The sequence below is a fragment of the Parabacteroides johnsonii DSM 18315 genome (genome assembly GCF_025151045.1).
Classification (GTDB): Bacteria; Bacteroidota; Bacteroidia; order Bacteroidales; family Tannerellaceae; genus Parabacteroides; species Parabacteroides johnsonii.
This window is the reverse complement of the sequence record NZ_CP102285.1, coordinates 68,894-84,298: the sequence shown is the minus strand read 5'-3', so window position 1 is coordinate 84,298 and position 15,405 is coordinate 68,894. Positions and strand designations below refer to the sequence as shown.

General features: G+C 47.6%; 19 protein-coding genes. 15 read left to right on the top strand and 4 right to left on the bottom strand.

The window, feature by feature from the left end:
* The 15 genes from NQ564_RS00405 (at position 1) to NQ564_RS00335 (ending at position 13,562) form a co-directional block, all read left to right on the top strand.
* Entirely contained in the window at positions 1 to 324 is a 324-nt protein-coding gene (locus tag NQ564_RS00405) for a DUF4133 domain-containing protein (RefSeq protein ID WP_004326321.1), read from the top strand.
* Entirely contained in the window at positions 321 to 2,840 is a 2,520-nt protein-coding gene (locus tag NQ564_RS00400; RefSeq protein WP_008152246.1) for a TraG family conjugative transposon ATPase, read from the top strand. Before NQ564_RS00405 ends, NQ564_RS00400 begins: the two co-directional genes overlap by 4 nt.
* Before the next feature lie 5 nt (positions 2,841 to 2,845).
* Positions 2,846 to 3,433: a hypothetical protein gene (locus tag NQ564_RS00395; protein WP_039848419.1), complete on the top strand. Its 588-nt coding sequence runs from the start codon at positions 2,846 to 2,848 to the stop codon at positions 3,431 to 3,433.
* Between the two features lie 44 nt (positions 3,434 to 3,477).
* Complete coding sequence (locus NQ564_RS00390; protein ID WP_008152250.1) at positions 3,478 to 3,837, top strand: DUF3876 domain-containing protein; 360 nt, start codon at positions 3,478 to 3,480, stop codon at positions 3,835 to 3,837.
* A complete protein-coding gene (locus NQ564_RS00385; RefSeq protein ID WP_008152252.1) occupies positions 3,834 to 4,463 on the top strand; it encodes a DUF4141 domain-containing protein in 630 nt (209 codons plus the stop codon). Before NQ564_RS00390 ends, NQ564_RS00385 begins: the two co-directional genes overlap by 4 nt.
* Positions 4,464 to 4,466: 3 nt before the next feature.
* On the top strand, positions 4,467 to 5,480 hold the full coding sequence (gene traJ, locus NQ564_RS00380; RefSeq protein WP_008152253.1) for a conjugative transposon protein TraJ: 1,014 nt from the start codon (positions 4,467 to 4,469) through the stop codon (positions 5,478 to 5,480).
* Between the two features lie 32 nt (positions 5,481 to 5,512).
* Positions 5,513 to 6,136, top strand: coding sequence for a conjugative transposon protein TraK (gene traK, locus NQ564_RS00375; protein ID WP_004326315.1), 624 nt, complete (start codon positions 5,513 to 5,515; stop codon positions 6,134 to 6,136).
* A 225-nt stretch (positions 6,137 to 6,361) separates the two neighbouring features.
* Complete coding sequence (gene traM, locus NQ564_RS00370) at positions 6,362 to 7,693, top strand: conjugative transposon protein TraM (protein WP_081450241.1); 1,332 nt, start codon at positions 6,362 to 6,364, stop codon at positions 7,691 to 7,693.
* 47 nt (positions 7,694 to 7,740) lie between these two features.
* Positions 7,741 to 8,655: a conjugative transposon protein TraN gene (gene traN, locus NQ564_RS00365; RefSeq protein WP_039848420.1), complete on the top strand. Its 915-nt coding sequence runs from the start codon at positions 7,741 to 7,743 to the stop codon at positions 8,653 to 8,655.
* Entirely contained in the window at positions 8,652 to 9,209 is a 558-nt protein-coding gene (locus tag NQ564_RS00360; RefSeq protein ID WP_008152259.1) for a conjugal transfer protein TraO, read from the top strand. The genes traN and NQ564_RS00360 overlap by 4 nt, the downstream gene beginning before the upstream one ends.
* A gap of 6 nt (positions 9,210 to 9,215) precedes the next feature.
* Positions 9,216 to 9,398: a hypothetical protein gene (locus NQ564_RS00355; RefSeq protein WP_008152260.1), complete on the top strand. Its 183-nt coding sequence runs from the start codon at positions 9,216 to 9,218 to the stop codon at positions 9,396 to 9,398.
* 547 nt (positions 9,399 to 9,945) lie between these two features.
* Entirely contained in the window at positions 9,946 to 11,754 is a 1,809-nt protein-coding gene (locus tag NQ564_RS00350) for a reverse transcriptase domain-containing protein (RefSeq protein ID WP_039848421.1), read from the top strand.
* 4 nt (positions 11,755 to 11,758) lie between these two features.
* Positions 11,759 to 12,559: a toprim domain-containing protein gene (locus tag NQ564_RS00345; protein WP_157632094.1), complete on the top strand. Its 801-nt coding sequence runs from the start codon at positions 11,759 to 11,761 to the stop codon at positions 12,557 to 12,559.
* A complete protein-coding gene (locus tag NQ564_RS00340) occupies positions 12,556 to 13,059 on the top strand; it encodes a DUF3872 domain-containing protein (RefSeq protein ID WP_008152264.1) in 504 nt (167 codons plus the stop codon). Before NQ564_RS00345 ends, NQ564_RS00340 begins: the two co-directional genes overlap by 4 nt.
* A 47-nt stretch (positions 13,060 to 13,106) precedes the next feature.
* Entirely contained in the window at positions 13,107 to 13,562 is a 456-nt protein-coding gene (locus NQ564_RS00335; protein ID WP_008152266.1) for a glycoside hydrolase family protein, read from the top strand.
* A 43-nt stretch (positions 13,563 to 13,605) separates the two neighbouring features.
* Here the strand turns inward: NQ564_RS00335 and NQ564_RS00330 are convergent, their stop codons facing one another.
* Genes NQ564_RS00330 through NQ564_RS00315 form a run of 4 tightly spaced genes read right to left on the bottom strand, consistent with a single transcriptional unit; the run spans position 13,606 to position 15,404 of the window.
* Entirely contained in the window at positions 13,606 to 13,953 is a 348-nt protein-coding gene (locus tag NQ564_RS00330; protein ID WP_008152268.1) for a hypothetical protein, read from the bottom strand.
* Entirely contained in the window at positions 13,953 to 14,258 is a 306-nt protein-coding gene (locus NQ564_RS00325; RefSeq protein WP_004326306.1) for a helix-turn-helix domain-containing protein, read from the bottom strand. Before NQ564_RS00325 ends, NQ564_RS00330 begins: the two co-directional genes overlap by 1 nt.
* A complete protein-coding gene (locus NQ564_RS00320) occupies positions 14,242 to 14,577 on the bottom strand; it encodes a type II toxin-antitoxin system RelE/ParE family toxin (protein WP_007560861.1) in 336 nt (111 codons plus the stop codon). Before NQ564_RS00320 ends, NQ564_RS00325 begins: the two co-directional genes overlap by 17 nt.
* Before the next feature lie 56 nt (positions 14,578 to 14,633).
* Positions 14,634 to 15,404 (bottom strand): hypothetical protein, encoded by a 771-nt coding sequence (locus NQ564_RS00315; RefSeq protein ID WP_008152271.1) that lies wholly within the window; start codon positions 15,402 to 15,404, stop codon positions 14,634 to 14,636.
* Between the last annotated feature and the right edge of the window lies 1 nt (position 15,405).

Here is a 15,405-nt window from a genome sequence, read left to right as displayed (position 1 = left end):
ATGGATTACCGTATCAACAAAGGAGCAGGCCGTCCGATTGAGTTCAAGGGCTTGAAATCACAGTACCTGTTCTTTTTTGCCGGAGGTCTTGTGTCGGTCTTTCTTGCGGTGGTTGTCCTGTATATGGCCGGTGTCAGCCAGCTGGTATGCCTGTCTTTCGGGGCGGTATCCGGTTCCCTGGCCGTATGGCTGACTTTCCGCATGAATGCCCGCTACGGTGAGCACGGGCTGATGAAGATGCTGGCCGAGAAACGCCATCCGCGCTATCTGTCAGCCCGTCGCAGAATATTCAGAGCATTAACCAAAAAGAAGAGAAAGAAATGAGAAGTGTATTGAAGACCTGTGATCTGGAAGACAGATTCCCGATTCTGGCCGTGGAAAACAACTGCATCGTAAGCAAGGATGCGGACATTACGGTAGCCTTCGAGGTCGAGCTGCCTGAACTGTACACGGTGACGGCGACGGAATACGAAGCCATTCACGGTACCTGGGTGAAGGCCATGAAGGTGCTTCCCAATTATTCGGTCGTGTACAAGCAGGACTGGTTCGTCAAGGAAAACTACCGGAGCGAAGGAGACGGGACGGAAAGTTTCCTGTCCCGCAGCTATGAGCGTCATTTCAACGAACGCCCGTATCTCAGGCACCGCTGCTTCCTGTATCTGACAAAGACCACACGCGAACGTGCCCGACGTCGCAGTGATTTCAGTACCCTGTGCCGTGGCTATATCCTTTCCAAGGAAATCACGGACTGGGATTCGGTCGTGAAATTTCTGGAGGCGGTGGAGCAGTTCGAGCGTATCATGAACGATTCGGGGCATGTCAGGATGAAGCGTCTTAGAACGGAAGAGGTTGTCGGAACGGAAGAATGTCCCGGGCTGATTGAACGATACCTGACTCTCGGTATGGAGGACACGCACCCCGTATTACAGGACATCTGCCTTGATCCGGAACGTATGCGCATCGGTGACAAACGTCTTTGCCTGCATGTGCTTTCCGATACGGAAGACCTTCCCGGCAGTGTGGGCACGGACATGCGTTATGAGCGCTTGTCCACTGACCGTAGCGACTGCCGTCTTTCGTTTGCGGCTCCGGTAGGACTTCTGCTTTCATGCAACCATGTCTATTCGCAGTACGTGTTTATCGATGACGCGCAGGAAATCCTGCAACGCATGGAAAAGACTTCACGCAACATGCTGTCCCTGTCGAAATACAGCCGCAGCAATGCCGTGAACTATGAATGGGCAGAAATGTATCTGGACGAGGCGCATACGAAAGGGCTTGTTCCGGTTCGGTGCCACTGTAACGTACTGGCCTGGGCGGAAGACGAGGAAGAGTTAAGGCGTATCAAGAACGATACCGGCAGCCAGCTTGCCCTGATGGGATGCGTACCTCATTACAACACGATAGATACTCCGGTGCTGTACTGGTCTGGTATTCCAGGCAATGCGGGCGATTTTCCGGCTGAGGAAAGTTTCTATACCTTTCTGGAACAGGCTGTCTGCCTGTTTGCTTCGGAAACGAATTATCGCAGTTCGCCCAGCCCGTTTGGTATCCGTATGACGGACAGGCAGAGCGGCGTACCGCTTCATCTGGACATCAGTGACCTGCCCATGCGCAAGGGAATCATCACCAACCGCAACAAGTTCATACTCGGTCCCTCCGGCAGCGGTAAATCCTTCTTTACGAACCACCTTGTCCGCCAGTATTATGAACAGGGTACCCATATCCTGCTGGTGGATACCGGAAACAGCTATCAGGGACTTTGCAGCCTGATTCATGACCGGACACATGGCGAGGACGGTATCTATATCACCTATGAGGAGGACAATCCCATCGCCTTCAATCCGTTCTATACGGATTCCGGGGAATTTGACGTTGAAAAGCGTGAAAGCATCAAGACACTGATACTCACACTCTGGAAACGTGAGGATGAAGCCCCAAGGCGTTCGGAAGAAGTGGCCCTTTCGGGAGCGGTGAACGCATATATCCGCAGGATAACGGAAAACAGGGATGTCAGACCCGATTTCAACGGATTCTACGAGTTTGTGCGTGATGACTACCGCCGGATGATTGAGGAGAAGAAAGTCCGTGAGAAGGATTTTGACATCGACGGTTTCCTGAACGTGCTGGAACCGTTCTACCGTGGCGGTGATTATGATTTCCTGCTTAATTCGGACAAGGAACTGGATCTTACCAACAAACGTTTTATCGTATTTGAACTGGACAATATCAGCGGAAACAAGGTACTTCTGCCCGTGGTCACGCTGATAATCATGGAAACCTTCATCACCAAGATGCGCCGTTTGAAAGGCATCCGCAAGATGATACTCATTGAGGAATGCTGGAAAGCCCTTATGTCAGCCAATATGAGTGAGTACATAAAGTATCTCTTTAAGACCGTCAGAAAATATTTCGGGGAGGCCGTGGTGGTCACCCAGGAAGTGGATGACATCATCAGTTCCCCTGTCGTGAAGGAAGCTATCATCAACAACAGTGACTGCAAGATTCTTCTTGACCAGCGGAAATACATGAACAAGTTCGACCATATCCAGCGGCTTCTCGGACTGACCGACAAGGAACGCGGACAGATCCTGTCCATTAACCAGGCCAACCATCCCGGACGTTTCTACCGTGAGGTCTGGATCGGTCTTGGCGGTACCCATTCTGCCGTGTATGCCACGGAAGTCAGCGATGAGGAATATGCCGTATATACCACGGAAGAGTCGGAAAAGCTGGAATTGCAGAAGCTGGCCAAGGAACTGGGCGGAAATCTGGAACTGGCCGTGAAACGCATTGCGGAAATGAGAAGGGAAAGGAAAATGTCAAATGGTAAAGCATGACGGTTATGAATGAAAGTTTTGAATCTGATGAAAGAAAGCGTAATGAGATAATTGAATGTCTCTACTGGTCCCTGATGAACGGATGGGACATACCGAAGGAGATCCGTGAATATTACGGATTCTCTGAAGACTATGAGTTGTATCATCAGCTTGAAAGGCTGGAGCCTGCTGAATACAGGTTGAAAAGGCTGGAATGTGAGGTTCCTGATATTGTAGAGCTTGATGCACAACTGAAACATACCGTTGAGAATATTTTTGAGAGACTATGCCCCCGTCCTCCTGCTCCTTATATTGACAAATTATACAGGGACTTTAAAAAACTGGAGAGTATAGCTGCAGATCCCAAGAATATTGACAATCTCTTTGTATTCAGGGATTTCCTTGTCAGATATGGCATTGACCGATATTCCTCTGATGCAGTCAAAAAGGAACAGGCTAGGAAGGCATGTAAAGAACTTAATGCAAGACTTGACAGACTGACAGGTCGTAAGACGGCAGTTGATGATAACACCAAGGAAAAAGAACACAAGTCATATAGAAAAGTCCACATCCCGGTCAGCCCGAAGCCAAAAAGACGCAAGATGGGACTTTGAGAGATTCAGTAAAACAAGAACAACATCATTAAAAAAGACAAGACATGAAAAACAGACAGTTGTACAGACTGGCCGCCTGCCTGATCGGGGCGGCATCACTGCTGCTGCAGAGCTGTAGTGAAAGCAGGTTCAAGGACTGTGACCGCCTGTGCGGTTCATGGAGCAGTGTGGAAGGCAAGCCCGATGTCCTTATATATAAGGAAGGGGACGCCTGCAAGGTGACGGTCTTCGCCCGCAGCGGAAAGACACGGAAGCTGAAGCCGGAAACCTATCTGCTGGTGGAAGAAAACGGTAACCTGTTCATCAATACCGGCTACCGCATAGACATCGCCTACAATGAGGCGGCTGACGTATTGACCTTTTCTCCGAACGGTGACTATGTAAGGAAGGAGGTACGTCCATGAGAAAAAGACTGCTGCTGCTTTGTGCAGGAACCTTTTTCCTTGCCGGACAGATACGGGCACAGTGGGTGGTGACCGATCCGGGGAACCTTGCCCAGAGTATCATCAACATGTCGGACAATATCGTGCATACCTCTTCAACCGCGACAAGTACCGCCCAGAATTTTGCGGAGACGGTGAAGATATACCAGCAGTACAAGAAATACTATGATGCCCTGAAGTCCGTCAACAATCTGGTGAAGGATGCCCGTAAGGTCAGTGAGATTATCCTGATGGTCGGTGACGTGTCGGAAATCTACGTGACCAATTTCCAGAAGATGCTGGGTGACGAGAACTTTTCTCCCGAAGAGCTGGATGCAATCGCTTTCGGTTATACCAAACTTCTGGAAGAGAGCAACGGGGTGTTGCAGGATCTCAGGCAGGTAATCAACGTCAGCACCCTTTCCATGACCGACAAGGACCGTATGGACGTGGTGGATGACTGTTATGCCAGTATGCGCCGTTACCGCAATCTCGTGAATTACTATACGAACAGGAATATAGCCGTGAGTTTTCTGCGTGCCCGCAAGAAGAATGACCTTGACCGTGTCCTGAAGCTCTATGGCAATGACACCTCCAAATACTGGTAGCCTATGGTATTGTTATCCGTGGATTTCTCGAATCTCCATACCATTCTGGAGAGCCTTTACAATGAAATGATGCCCCTTTGTGAGGATATGCTGGATGTAGCCAAGGGACTTGCCGGACTCGGTGCCCTGTTCTATGTGGCCGTCCGTGTCTGGCAGTCGCTTGCCCGTGCCGAACCGATAGACGTGTATCCGCTTCTGCGCCCGTTTGCGATAGGCATCTGCATCATGCTTTTCCCGACTCTGGTACTCGGAACGATGAATACGGTGCTGAGTCCGATTGTGCAGGGAACCCACAAGATGCTTGAGGGGCAGACGATGGATATGCAGCAGTACCGTGAGCAGAAGGACAGGCTGGAACGTGAAGCCATGCTCCGCAATCCGGAAACGGCCTATCTGGTCAGCGATGAGGAGTTTGACCGTCAGCTGGACGAGCTCGGATGGTCGCCCGATGCCATGGCAACCCGCATGGGCATGTATATGGAAGTGGGCATGTACAATCTGGAAAAGAATATCCGTGACGCCTTCCGCAGTCTGCTGGAACTGCTTTTTGCCGCGGCATCCCTGCTTATAGATACGGTAAGGACCTTTTTTCTGGTTGTATTGTCCATCCTTGGTCCCATTGCCTTTGCCTTCAGTGTGTGGGACGGTTTCCAGTCCACGCTCAGCCAGTGGTTCACACGTTACATTTCCGTCTATCTGTGGCTTCCCGTGAGTGACCTTTTCAGCTGTATGCTGGCCAAGATTCAGGTACTTATGCTGCAGAGCGACATCCTGGAGCTCCAGAACAATCCGAACTATTCGCTGGACAACTCCAATTCGGTATATGTGATCTTCATGCTGATAGGTCTCATCGGATATTTTACCGTGCCGACCGTGGCCGGATGGATTGTGCAGGCAGGCGGTGGCGGAAACTATAACCGCAACATCAACCGTACCGCGACCAAGGCCGGAGGATTTGCAGCCGGTGTAGCAGGTTCCGGACTGGGAAATATCGGAGGGCGTCTGCGTGGAAAATAAACAGAACAGGAACATAAAAATCATGAAAACAGATGGAATTCAAATCACTGACCAATATTGAAAGCAGTTTCAGACGGATACGCCTGATGCTTGCGGTCTTTGTCGGATGCTGCACGCTTGTGACCGTCTTTGCCCTGTGGAACTCATACCGCTTTGCGGAGAAACAGCGTGAGAAAATTTATGTACTCGATGGCGGCAAGTCACTGATGCTTGCCCTTTCGCAGGATCTTTCACAGAACCGTCCGGCTGAAGCCAGGGAGCATGTAAGAAGGTTCCATGAGCTCTTTTTCGGGCTGTCGCCACAGAAGGATGCCATTGAGCACAATATCAACCGTGCCTTGCAGCTGGCGGACAAAAGCGCCTATCATTACTATGTGGATTTTGCCGAGAAAGGATATTACAACCGTCTCATTTCCGGCAACATCAACCAGGTGGTACGGGTGGACAGCGTGGTCTGCGACTTTTCCGGCTACCCCTACAGGGCCAGGACGTATGCCCGCCAGATGATTATCCGTGAGAGTAATGTGACGGAACGTTCGCTGGTGACTGACTGCCAGCTTCAGAATACGTCCCGTTCCGATGACAACCCCAACGGCTTTATCATCGAACATCTGACCATACTGGAAAACAAGGACATAAGGAGCGTAGAGCGATGAAAAGGAACCTGACGAGACAGGCGGACCTTCAACTCAGGAGGTTCTGCCACAGACTTACCGTTAAACAGCGCAAGGCCGTTCTCTGGATACTGTTTGTCCCGTTTGCCGCCGCATGTGTCTATACGGCATGCAGACCGTTTATAGGCAGTAAGAACCAGGAGTCCGGAATGGAATTTATGGAAAAGGATTCACTCCGTATGGAGTTCATTCAATCTATTGTAAGAAATGGAGAAAGAAAAAGTCAAGAAAGTAATGGAACGGCTGATGAAACCGTTCAGGCTCCGGTCCTCAAAGGACAGGAAGCCGCTGAGTGAGGAACAGAAACGCAAACGCGCCAGATTTGTTGTGTATCCTCTGATGTTCCTGCTGTGTCTGGGAAGTTTCTATCTGATATTCTCACCTTCCGGGCAGGAACGGGAGCGGCAGGATAAAGGACAGGGATTCAATACGGAAATCCCTTCTCCCGAGGACATCCGCCTGGAAGGAAACAAGAAGGATGCCTATGAAAAGGCTCTGATGGAACAGGAAAGCAGGAAAAGGAAGACATTCTTTGAAGCTGCGGAGTCCATGTTTGCCAAAGAGGAACGGAAAGACAGTGTCCGTCTTCCCGATAACATTCCACCGGAGAGGCAAACAAACACGGAAACGGAAACAGAAAAAGGCAATGCCGGACCGGTCAGTTCCTCGGCCGGAGCCTACCGTGAGATGAACCGTACGCTGGGAAGCATCTATGAACCGCGGACCGATCCGGAAAAGGAAAGGCTTCTGGAAAGGATTGAGGAACTGGAGCGTATGCAGCAACAGCAGCAGAAACAGGAGCCACTGTCAGGCATGGAGGAAAAGATGGCCCTGATGGAAAAATCCTACGAACTGGCCGCCAAATACAATAACCGTCAGGCAGTTGAGACTCCTTCTCCTGTCAGAAAAGCGGAGGACAAAAAAGCCATACCGGTGAAACAGGTTCACAATGAGGTGGTATCCTCGCTTTCCAGACCTATGAGCGACGAAGAGTTCATATCCGCCTTTTCGGGAGAACGCAATGCCGGTTTCAATACGGCTGTCGGCCGGAAGACAGTAACGGAAGGCAATACCATTGCTGCCTGTGTACACGGTACGCAGACCGTATCCGACGGACAGGCCTTGCGCCTGCGGCTTACCGAGCCCATGTCTGTTGCCGGACGTTTCATACCGAAAGGGACCGTACTGGTAGGTGGCACACGCATACGGGGTGAACGGCTGGAAATCATGGTCAATGCCGTGGAATACAAGGGAACTATCCTGCCGGTGGAGCTGGAAGTCTATGATCTGGACGGACAGCAGGGAATCCTGGTGCCGGGTTCACTGGAATATGACGCTGCCAGAGAGATTGCCGCCAATATGGGAACCTCGATGAACAGCAGCATCAACATTTCCACCGATGCCGGAGCGCAGATTGCCTCCGATCTGGGAAAAGGTGTAATACAGGGTGTTTCCCAGTACATATCCAAACGGATGCGTACGGTAAAGATAACTTTGAAGGCCGGACACCGGGTACTGCTCCATTCACCGGAGAAATGAAATACAGGAAAACTATGAAAGAAAAGACAACCATTAAACAAAAGCACATGAAGAAGATTCTGATGATGTTTGCCCTTTTACTGGGCGTATCGGCTGCTTGGGCGCAGCAGAGTAGCGGTGATTATTATGAGGGGCTGACCCGCAAGATCGGTTTCAGCCAGATGATTCCGCCGCACGGACTGGAAATAACGTATGACAAGACTGTACATGTCATTTTCCCGGCTCCGGTCAAGTATGTGGATCTTGGTTCTACAAACCTGATAGCCGGCAAGGCCGACGGTGCCGAGAATGTAATCCGAGTAAAGGCCACGACACGCAATTTCAGGGAGGAGACCAATATGTCTGTAATAACCGAAGACGGGAACTTCTATACCTTCAACGTGAAGTATGCCGATGAGCCGTTACTGCTGAATGTGGAGATGTGTGATTTCATCCATGACGGAGAATCGGTGAACCGTCCCAACAATGCCATGGAAATCTATCTGACCGAGCTGGATAACGAGTCACCCCGTCTGGTACGTCTTATCATGAAATCCGTGTATGAGAATGACAAGCGCCGTATCCGTCATATCGGCTGTAAGCGTTTCGGTATCCAGTATCTGCTCAAAGGGGTATACACCCATAATGACCTGCTTTATTTCCATACCCAGGTAAAGAACTCCTCGAATGTGCCCTTTGACGTGGATTTCATTACGTTCAAGGTGGTGGACAAAAAGGTGATGAAGCGTACGGCCATGCAGGAGCAGGTGATTTATCCGCTGCGTGCCTATAATTATGTGACACGTGTAAACGGCAGGGATTCGGAATGCACGGTATTCGCCCTTCCCAAGTTTACGATACCGGACGACAAGAAACTGGTTGTGGAGATGTATGAGAAACAGGGCGGCCGTCACCAGAGTTTTGAGGTGGTCAACGAAGACCTGGTGCGTGCTGAAACCATCAATGAACTGAAGGTACGATGAGAACGAAAGTATTGTATATGCTGGCATTGCTGCTTGTCCTTTCCGTAGGGCAGGCAGACGCCCAGCGGATTCTGCCAAGGATGCAGGGTGTGGAAATGCGTGGAGGTATGGCTTCCGATAACGGATACTATATGGGAATGACACTTTCAAGCTATGCCAAAAGCGGGAACAAATGGGTATATGGAGCGGAATACCTGCACATGAAGCACGGTTACCGTCATGTGACCATCCCTTCGGCGCAGTTTACGGCAGAAGGCGGATATTACCTGAATTTCCTTTCCGATGCAGGAAAAGTGTTCTTCCTCAATCTGGGAGGATCGGCTTTGGCCGGATATGAGACGGTAAACTGGTCCGATAAAAAACTCTATGACGGGGCCACTCTGAAAAACGGCGATGCCTTTGTGTACGGCTGTGCCCTGACGCTGGAGATGGAACTGTACCTTGCCGACCGTGTGGCATTGACGGCTTCCTTGCGTGAGCGTTTCCTGTGGGGCGGAAGTCTCGGACATTGCCATACCCAATATGGAATCGGCATCCGTTTTATGATAAATTAGCGGGTTATGGAACTGGAACAGATTAGACAGATTTCCATTGTCGGTTTTCTTGAAAATCTGGGGCATATGCCTGTATCCCGTAAAGGAAATGATGTCTGGTTCAGATCCCCTTTCAGAAATGAGAGAACCGCATCCTTCAAGGTGGATACGCAGCGGAATGTCTGGTTTGATTTTGATGCGCCCATATAGGCTACACAATAAATATCTCTATGGCAAGAGATTAGGTTAGAGTTCAACAGACCTATCCTCAACGACTTAGCTGGAGGAGAAATCCAAAGGTGACAGTAGCATGTCGGTAAAGCCATTAGTCAGCTAAATACCAAGCTGCGACTGCATGGCAAGAGGAAAAGGCAGACACAAGGATGAAGCCTGATTGGTTGAACGATAGTTCTGCGGCACACGTGCCAGCCCCGACGAAAGGTATTTGATTCACGTCGGGCTGAAGCACCCCATGTAAACCGAAATTGCAGCGGGGCAAGAACTGGCTTCAGAGCAACCGCAATAAGCGGAATAGGAACGTAAGTCGCATCCGACAGTCTGCCGAGCCAAACAGTTATTGTGAAAGCAAATGGGGATTCCCTAAATCAGAATGCCGTAAGGCTATGGGCATAAGGCTCTGAATATCTGACATGGGAACGGAGCTTCCGTAGTAGTCCGAGCAAGGGAAAGCCTTGTACATGGCGAAGGGGAGCAGTTAGATAACTTAATACAAACAATGGAAAATGTGCGAGACATTATGAGAAGTCCAGAGCAAGTATTAAAAGCTTTAAAAAAGCATGGTAAAGTTTCGGATTACAAGTTCGAAAGGCTGTACCGTATCTTATTCAATGAGGAGATGTTTCATGTTGCCTACCAGCGTATTTACGCCAAACCCGGCAACATGACACCCGGTACGGATGGGAAAACCATTAACCAGATGAGCCTTCAAAGAATAAACAAGGTCATTGCATCTTTGAGGGATGAGTCTTACAAGCCTAATCCGGCAAAAAGGATATACATACCCAAGAAGAACGGTAAGAAAAGACCGCTTGGGATTCCTTCCTTTGAGGACAAACTTGTACAGGAGGTGGTGTGCATGATTCTTGAAGCCATCTATGAAGAGGTGTTTGCAAACACCTCACATGGATTCAGGCCAAACAGAAGCTGCCATACCGCACTGACCCATATCCAAAAGACATTCACAGGTACAAAATGGTTTGTGGAAGGAGACATTAAAGGATTCTTTGACAACATAGACCACAATGTATTGATTGCAACTTTGCGGAAACGGATTGCCGATGATAGATTTCTAAGGCTCATCCGCAAGTTGTTGAATGCGGGATATATTGAAGACTGGAGGTTTCATAATACAAACAAGGGAACCCCACAAGGCGGCAACATCAGTCCTATACTGGCCAACATTTATCTTGACAATTTTGACAAGTATATGGAAGAATACGCCCTACGCTTCAACAAGGGAAAAGAAAGACACATCACCAAAGAATACAAGCAGTTCAGCGGTAAAATGCAAGGCATCCTTAAAAGCATCAAGAACATACAGGATGCAGATGCCAGACTACAGCTTATGGATGAGTATGAGAAACTGAGACGTGAAAGGCAAAAGATTGAGAGCAGAGACAGTATGGATGAAACATACAGAAGGCTTAGATATGTAAGATACGCAGATGATTTCCTCATAGGTGTTATCGGAAGCAAGGCTGACTGCGTTAAAATCAAGTCGGACATTACCAAGTATATGGAAGAAAACCTCAAGTTGGAACTGTCGCAGGAAAAGACATTGATAACAAACGCACAAAAGCCAGCGAAATTTCTTGGCTTCGATGTTTCTGTCCGTAAATCTGATGCAGTCAAGCGAAACAAGAACAATGTGCCAGCCCGCTATTACAACGGTAAGATAGTCTTAAAGGTCGCCATAGAAACGGTGCGGAACAAACTGGAAGAATACAGTGCCATCAGATACAAGGTAGAAAATGGCCGACAAGTTTGGTTTGCAAAGTTCAGAGGCAATCTCATGAAGAAGAAAATCGAGGACATAGTGGCGGCATATAACTCTGAAATCAGAGGGTTCTATAACTATTACCGCATTGCTAATAACGTGGCTTATGCACTCTCAAAGTTTGGATACATCATGGAGTACAGTATGTACCATACCATTGCAGCAAAGACCAACAGCACTGTAAGCAAAATCATTGACAAATACAAGGTTGGAAATGACATTATAGTGCCATATCATGATGCAAAAGGTAACTTACGGCACAGAAAATTCTATAATGAGGGATTCAAACGTAAACCACCAATGTACTATGCGGAAGTAAACGACTTATCCTATACAATCGCAATTCCACAACCGACGCTGACTGAGCGATTGGAGGCGAGAACATGTGAATTATGTAGAAAAGTCGGGCCTGTAGTCATGCGTCATGTCAGAAAGCTAAACCAGCTTAAAGGAAAGACTGAATGCGACAGGCTGATGCTTGAAAAGCATAGGAAAACATTGGTTGTCTGTGAAAAGTGCTATGCCCAAATACACAACCATGCCAAATAAAGTCATGTTATCAACGGAGAGCCGTATGCGTGGAGACATGCAAGTACGGTTTGGGGGCAGGTACGGGAAAACCTACTGCCGAAAGGCAGTAAGGCGTCCTGTACCGAGCCTACGCCTCGGAAAGGGAGGTGACATCTTCCATCTTGCCGGAGAACTGACCGGAAGTACCGGTTTCATGGAACAGCTGGAGTTCCTTTCAGGGAAATCCGGCATCCTTCCCCTCCGGCCTTTACAGGAACGTAAGAAGATACCCCGCGTTTCCGGATTCGAGGACGTGAAAGTGACGGAACTGAGTCATGAGGCATTGAAAGGTTACCTGAAAGAGAGAGGCATTGATCCGGCCATAGCCGGGAGATTCTGCAAGGAAGTGGCATACGGAATACGGGGCAAACGGTATTTTGCCATAGGCTTCATGAACCGGAGCGGCGGCTATGAACTCCGTAACCCGATGTTCAAGGGATGCATCTCTCCCAAGGACATTTCCTGTGTGTCCCTGTCCGGAAAGAAACAGGATACGTGCTGCGTGTTTGAAGGATTTGTGGATTTCCTTTCGGCATTGGTATTGCGGATTGTGAAGGACGAGGACTGCCTGGTGCTGAACTCTGTATCCAATCTGGAACGGTCGTATGCCGTTCTGGAGGGTTACGGTAAAATCCTGTGCTTTCTTGACCGTGATCGGGCCGGGATTACTGCACTGGAGACTTTGAACATACATTTCGGGAATAAGGTTATGGACTGTTCCGGTCTGTATGATGGATTAAAGGACTTGAATGAATATCTGACAAAAACAAGGGAAAACAAATGAAGACAGAAAAGAATATGAGAAAAGGATTTGGGCTGGCAGGCAAGATTGCCATGTTCTGTATCGGTCTGGTCAGTCTTGTACTGACCTCGTGCGAATCCGAGCTGGAAATCCAGCAGAGTTATCCGTTTACCGTGGAAACAATGCCGGTTCCAAAGGAACTGAACAGGAATGATACGGCGGAAATACGATGTGAGCTCAAAAGTGAGGGCGATTTTGACGGTACGGTCTATACGATCCGTTATTTCCAGTACGACGGGGAAGGTTCCCTGAAACTGGACAACGGTCTTGAATTCAAGCCGAATGACCGTTATCTGCTGGAGAACCGGAAGTTCAGGCTGTATTATACTTCACTATGTGACGAGGCGCAGAACTTCATTGTCGTTGTCGAGGACAACTGGGGAAACATGACGGAAATGGAATTTGACTTCAACGATGCAGGTGATGAAGAAACAGGTACTGTGGAAGATTCATTGTCAGCTCAGGAAGGAGGTGCCTTATAATAACCGTAAGACTTCTAAGGTCAGTACTGCCATTGGTGGTACTGGCCATGACGGTAACTTCTTTGTGTGCACAGGGGAATGTGGAAAACTCACGTTGGGAAACGGCTGTCAGGTGTATCAAGAAATATGAAGGATGGCATGGTCCGGAACATCATCCTTATGTCGCATACGGTCACCGTATCAGAAAAGGGGAAAAGTTTCCCGCCAGGCTGACAGAAAGTGAGGGAGACAGTATTTTGAGAAAAGACCTGAAGGAAATGTGTGCATTGTTCCGTCACCTGGGAAAGGATTCACTTTTGGTTGTGTGTCTGGCATACCAAGTGGGACCATATAAGTTGCTCGGTTATGGCAGGATGCCCAAAAGCACGTTGATAAGGAAACTGGAAGCCGGTAACCGGAACATTTATGTGGACTTCATACGATATTGTCACTATAAGGGAAAGAAAATTCCGTCAATAGAAAGGAGAAGAAAAGAAGAATACAGATTACTGTTTGTGCCATAGAAACAAGACAGCCGTGAATTTATCATGATTCACGGCTGTCTTGTTATAATATCCTGTCTAAAAAAAGTGACAGGGGATAAATGAACCGGTTATACTGTTTCAGAGCATCCATATCCAGCTTCTTGTTTTTGTAAGGATTTGAATCGTCCGTATAGAAATAGATGTCTGTTGTCCGGTTACCATTTTTTATAATTTTCCCGTTCAATGGTATCGCGTCCACATCCTCGAACTTTTCAAGGGGAAGGCCTTCAATAGAACCGGTTTCCTGTTTGCCGAGACTATTTGTATAGTGATTGAACAGTACAAATCCTTTTCGGGCATAATCAATGTGAATGCCGTATGGACGGTTGCGGTAAAAGTTTTCTCTGGCTTTTTCCTGATAATTTTCCATTATAATACCGGTTTGACAATTTCAATCTTCAATCCGAGTGCATCAATGATACGGCAGAACGTACTGATACCCGGATCTACAATACCTTTTTCTATTCTGGAGATATAGGACTTGTTGGTCCCGATTTTTTCAGCCAGTTCGGACTGGGTCATCTTTTCCTTCTTTCTGGCATCGCATATAATCTGTCCCATGCAGTAGGCGTATGCCTCCTTACGGAACTCCTCACGTTCAGGTGTTCCCGGCTTGCCGAATTCCGCATCCATGATAGCATCGATGCTGGTCAGGTTTTCATTTCTTGCTTTCATAATACTCCTCCTTTATCTTTAATGCCTTTTCTATTTCAGAAGGCGGTGTCTTCTGTGTCTTTTTCTGAAATCCGTTGAACAGGATTACGATGTTCCCGTCATCAAATATGAAGAATACCCGGAAGATGTTGCCTCCATATTCAGCACGGATTTCATAGAGTTCTTCGCGCAGATACTTTACGAACTTGCTGCTTACCCTTTCCTGTACTTTCAGCATATCAAGAATGTAGTATATCTTACGGGCTTCCTCTTTTCTGAGAGATGAGATAAAGTCCATAAAATAATTCTTGTAGGCTGATATGGTCCTTTCCTGTTTCATGCTGCAAATATATATAAAGTTTACATATCAGGCAACTTTGAAAGATAAAAAAGATTTTATGCTTTATTACCCAGGTTTGTGAAGTTGATGCAACCCGTTACTATGAAATCCTCTTTTCCGTAGTCAGCCAGTGATTTCAAATCAGAGAGGCTTTTACAGTAGAAAAATATAGTATTATCATATTCTTCAGGTATATCAGTAATTGCGATGTTTACGTATTCAGTATTAAGACTGTCTTTCCATATAATCTCGCACTCTGCAAGTTCAGGTTTTCTCCCGTATCTTTCGACAAATCTCTTGAAACCGTTTTCAATATCATTTTTTACGGCTTCTATGTCGCAGAGAATGGTATAATTGTCACACTTCTCACACCATCCATATAAGAATGACTCATCATCATAATTATAGAACTGTTTTGTATTCGGATTAATGAAGGCATTGCATATTACATGATTTCCTCCACATTTGCAACATATAACATTTTCTTCCAGTCCTGTATATTTTATCTGAAAGATGTTTGTTATGGCTTCCAGAATATCGTTAAGCCATACCGGATTGGCCAGAGCCGCCTCATGGCGGCTTGTTACCTTATAATTTTCTCCGGTTATCTTATCATGGACTTCAAGTGTGATTCCTTTTCCGACAGCAGTTACCTTGTGTACGGAACATTCGCACGGATCACCTATCTTGTCAAACCAGATTACGTAAACCGGATTGTCATTGTCTGTCAGTATTACTTCGGAAACCGAGTTTACCTTCATCAGTGCAAGTATCCTGCCGATGATTTCATCGCACAGGTTTTCAATTCTTTTTTGGAGAATATTCATA

Bases quoted from the DNA above. Each gene is read 5' to 3' on its own strand.
- NQ564_RS00405 (WP_004326321.1), top strand. From the start codon at position 1: ATGGATTACCGTATCAACAAAGGAGCAGGCCGTCCGATTGAGTTCAAG.
- NQ564_RS00400 (WP_008152246.1), top strand. From the start codon at position 321: ATGAGAAGTGTATTGAAGACCTGTGATCTGGAAGACAGATTCCCGATT.
- NQ564_RS00395 (WP_039848419.1), top strand. From the start codon at position 2,846: ATGAATGAAAGTTTTGAATCTGATGAAAGAAAGCGTAATGAGATAATT.
- NQ564_RS00390 (WP_008152250.1), top strand. From the start codon at position 3,478: ATGAAAAACAGACAGTTGTACAGACTGGCCGCCTGCCTGATCGGGGCG.
- NQ564_RS00385 (WP_008152252.1), top strand. From the start codon at position 3,834: ATGAGAAAAAGACTGCTGCTGCTTTGTGCAGGAACCTTTTTCCTTGCC.
- traJ (WP_008152253.1), top strand. From the start codon at position 4,467: ATGGTATTGTTATCCGTGGATTTCTCGAATCTCCATACCATTCTGGAG.
- traK (WP_004326315.1), top strand. From the start codon at position 5,513: ATGGAATTCAAATCACTGACCAATATTGAAAGCAGTTTCAGACGGATA.
- traM (WP_081450241.1), top strand. From the start codon at position 6,362: ATGGAGAAAGAAAAAGTCAAGAAAGTAATGGAACGGCTGATGAAACCG.
- traN (WP_039848420.1), top strand. From the start codon at position 7,741: ATGAAGAAGATTCTGATGATGTTTGCCCTTTTACTGGGCGTATCGGCT.
- NQ564_RS00360 (WP_008152259.1), top strand. From the start codon at position 8,652: ATGAGAACGAAAGTATTGTATATGCTGGCATTGCTGCTTGTCCTTTCC.
- NQ564_RS00355 (WP_008152260.1), top strand. From the start codon at position 9,216: ATGGAACTGGAACAGATTAGACAGATTTCCATTGTCGGTTTTCTTGAA.
- NQ564_RS00350 (WP_039848421.1), top strand. From the start codon at position 9,946: ATGAGAAGTCCAGAGCAAGTATTAAAAGCTTTAAAAAAGCATGGTAAA.
- NQ564_RS00345 (WP_157632094.1), top strand. From the start codon at position 11,759: ATGTTATCAACGGAGAGCCGTATGCGTGGAGACATGCAAGTACGGTTT.
- NQ564_RS00340 (WP_008152264.1), top strand. From the start codon at position 12,556: ATGAAGACAGAAAAGAATATGAGAAAAGGATTTGGGCTGGCAGGCAAG.
- NQ564_RS00335 (WP_008152266.1), top strand. From the start codon at position 13,107: ATGACGGTAACTTCTTTGTGTGCACAGGGGAATGTGGAAAACTCACGT.
- NQ564_RS00330 (WP_008152268.1), bottom strand. From the start codon at position 13,953: ATGGAAAATTATCAGGAAAAAGCCAGAGAAAACTTTTACCGCAACCGT.
- NQ564_RS00325 (WP_004326306.1), bottom strand. From the start codon at position 14,258: ATGAAAGCAAGAAATGAAAACCTGACCAGCATCGATGCTATCATGGAT.
- NQ564_RS00320 (WP_007560861.1), bottom strand. From the start codon at position 14,577: ATGAAACAGGAAAGGACCATATCAGCCTACAAGAATTATTTTATGGAC.
- NQ564_RS00315 (WP_008152271.1), bottom strand. From the start codon at position 15,404: ATGAATATTCTCCAAAAAAGAATTGAAAACCTGTGCGATGAAATCATC.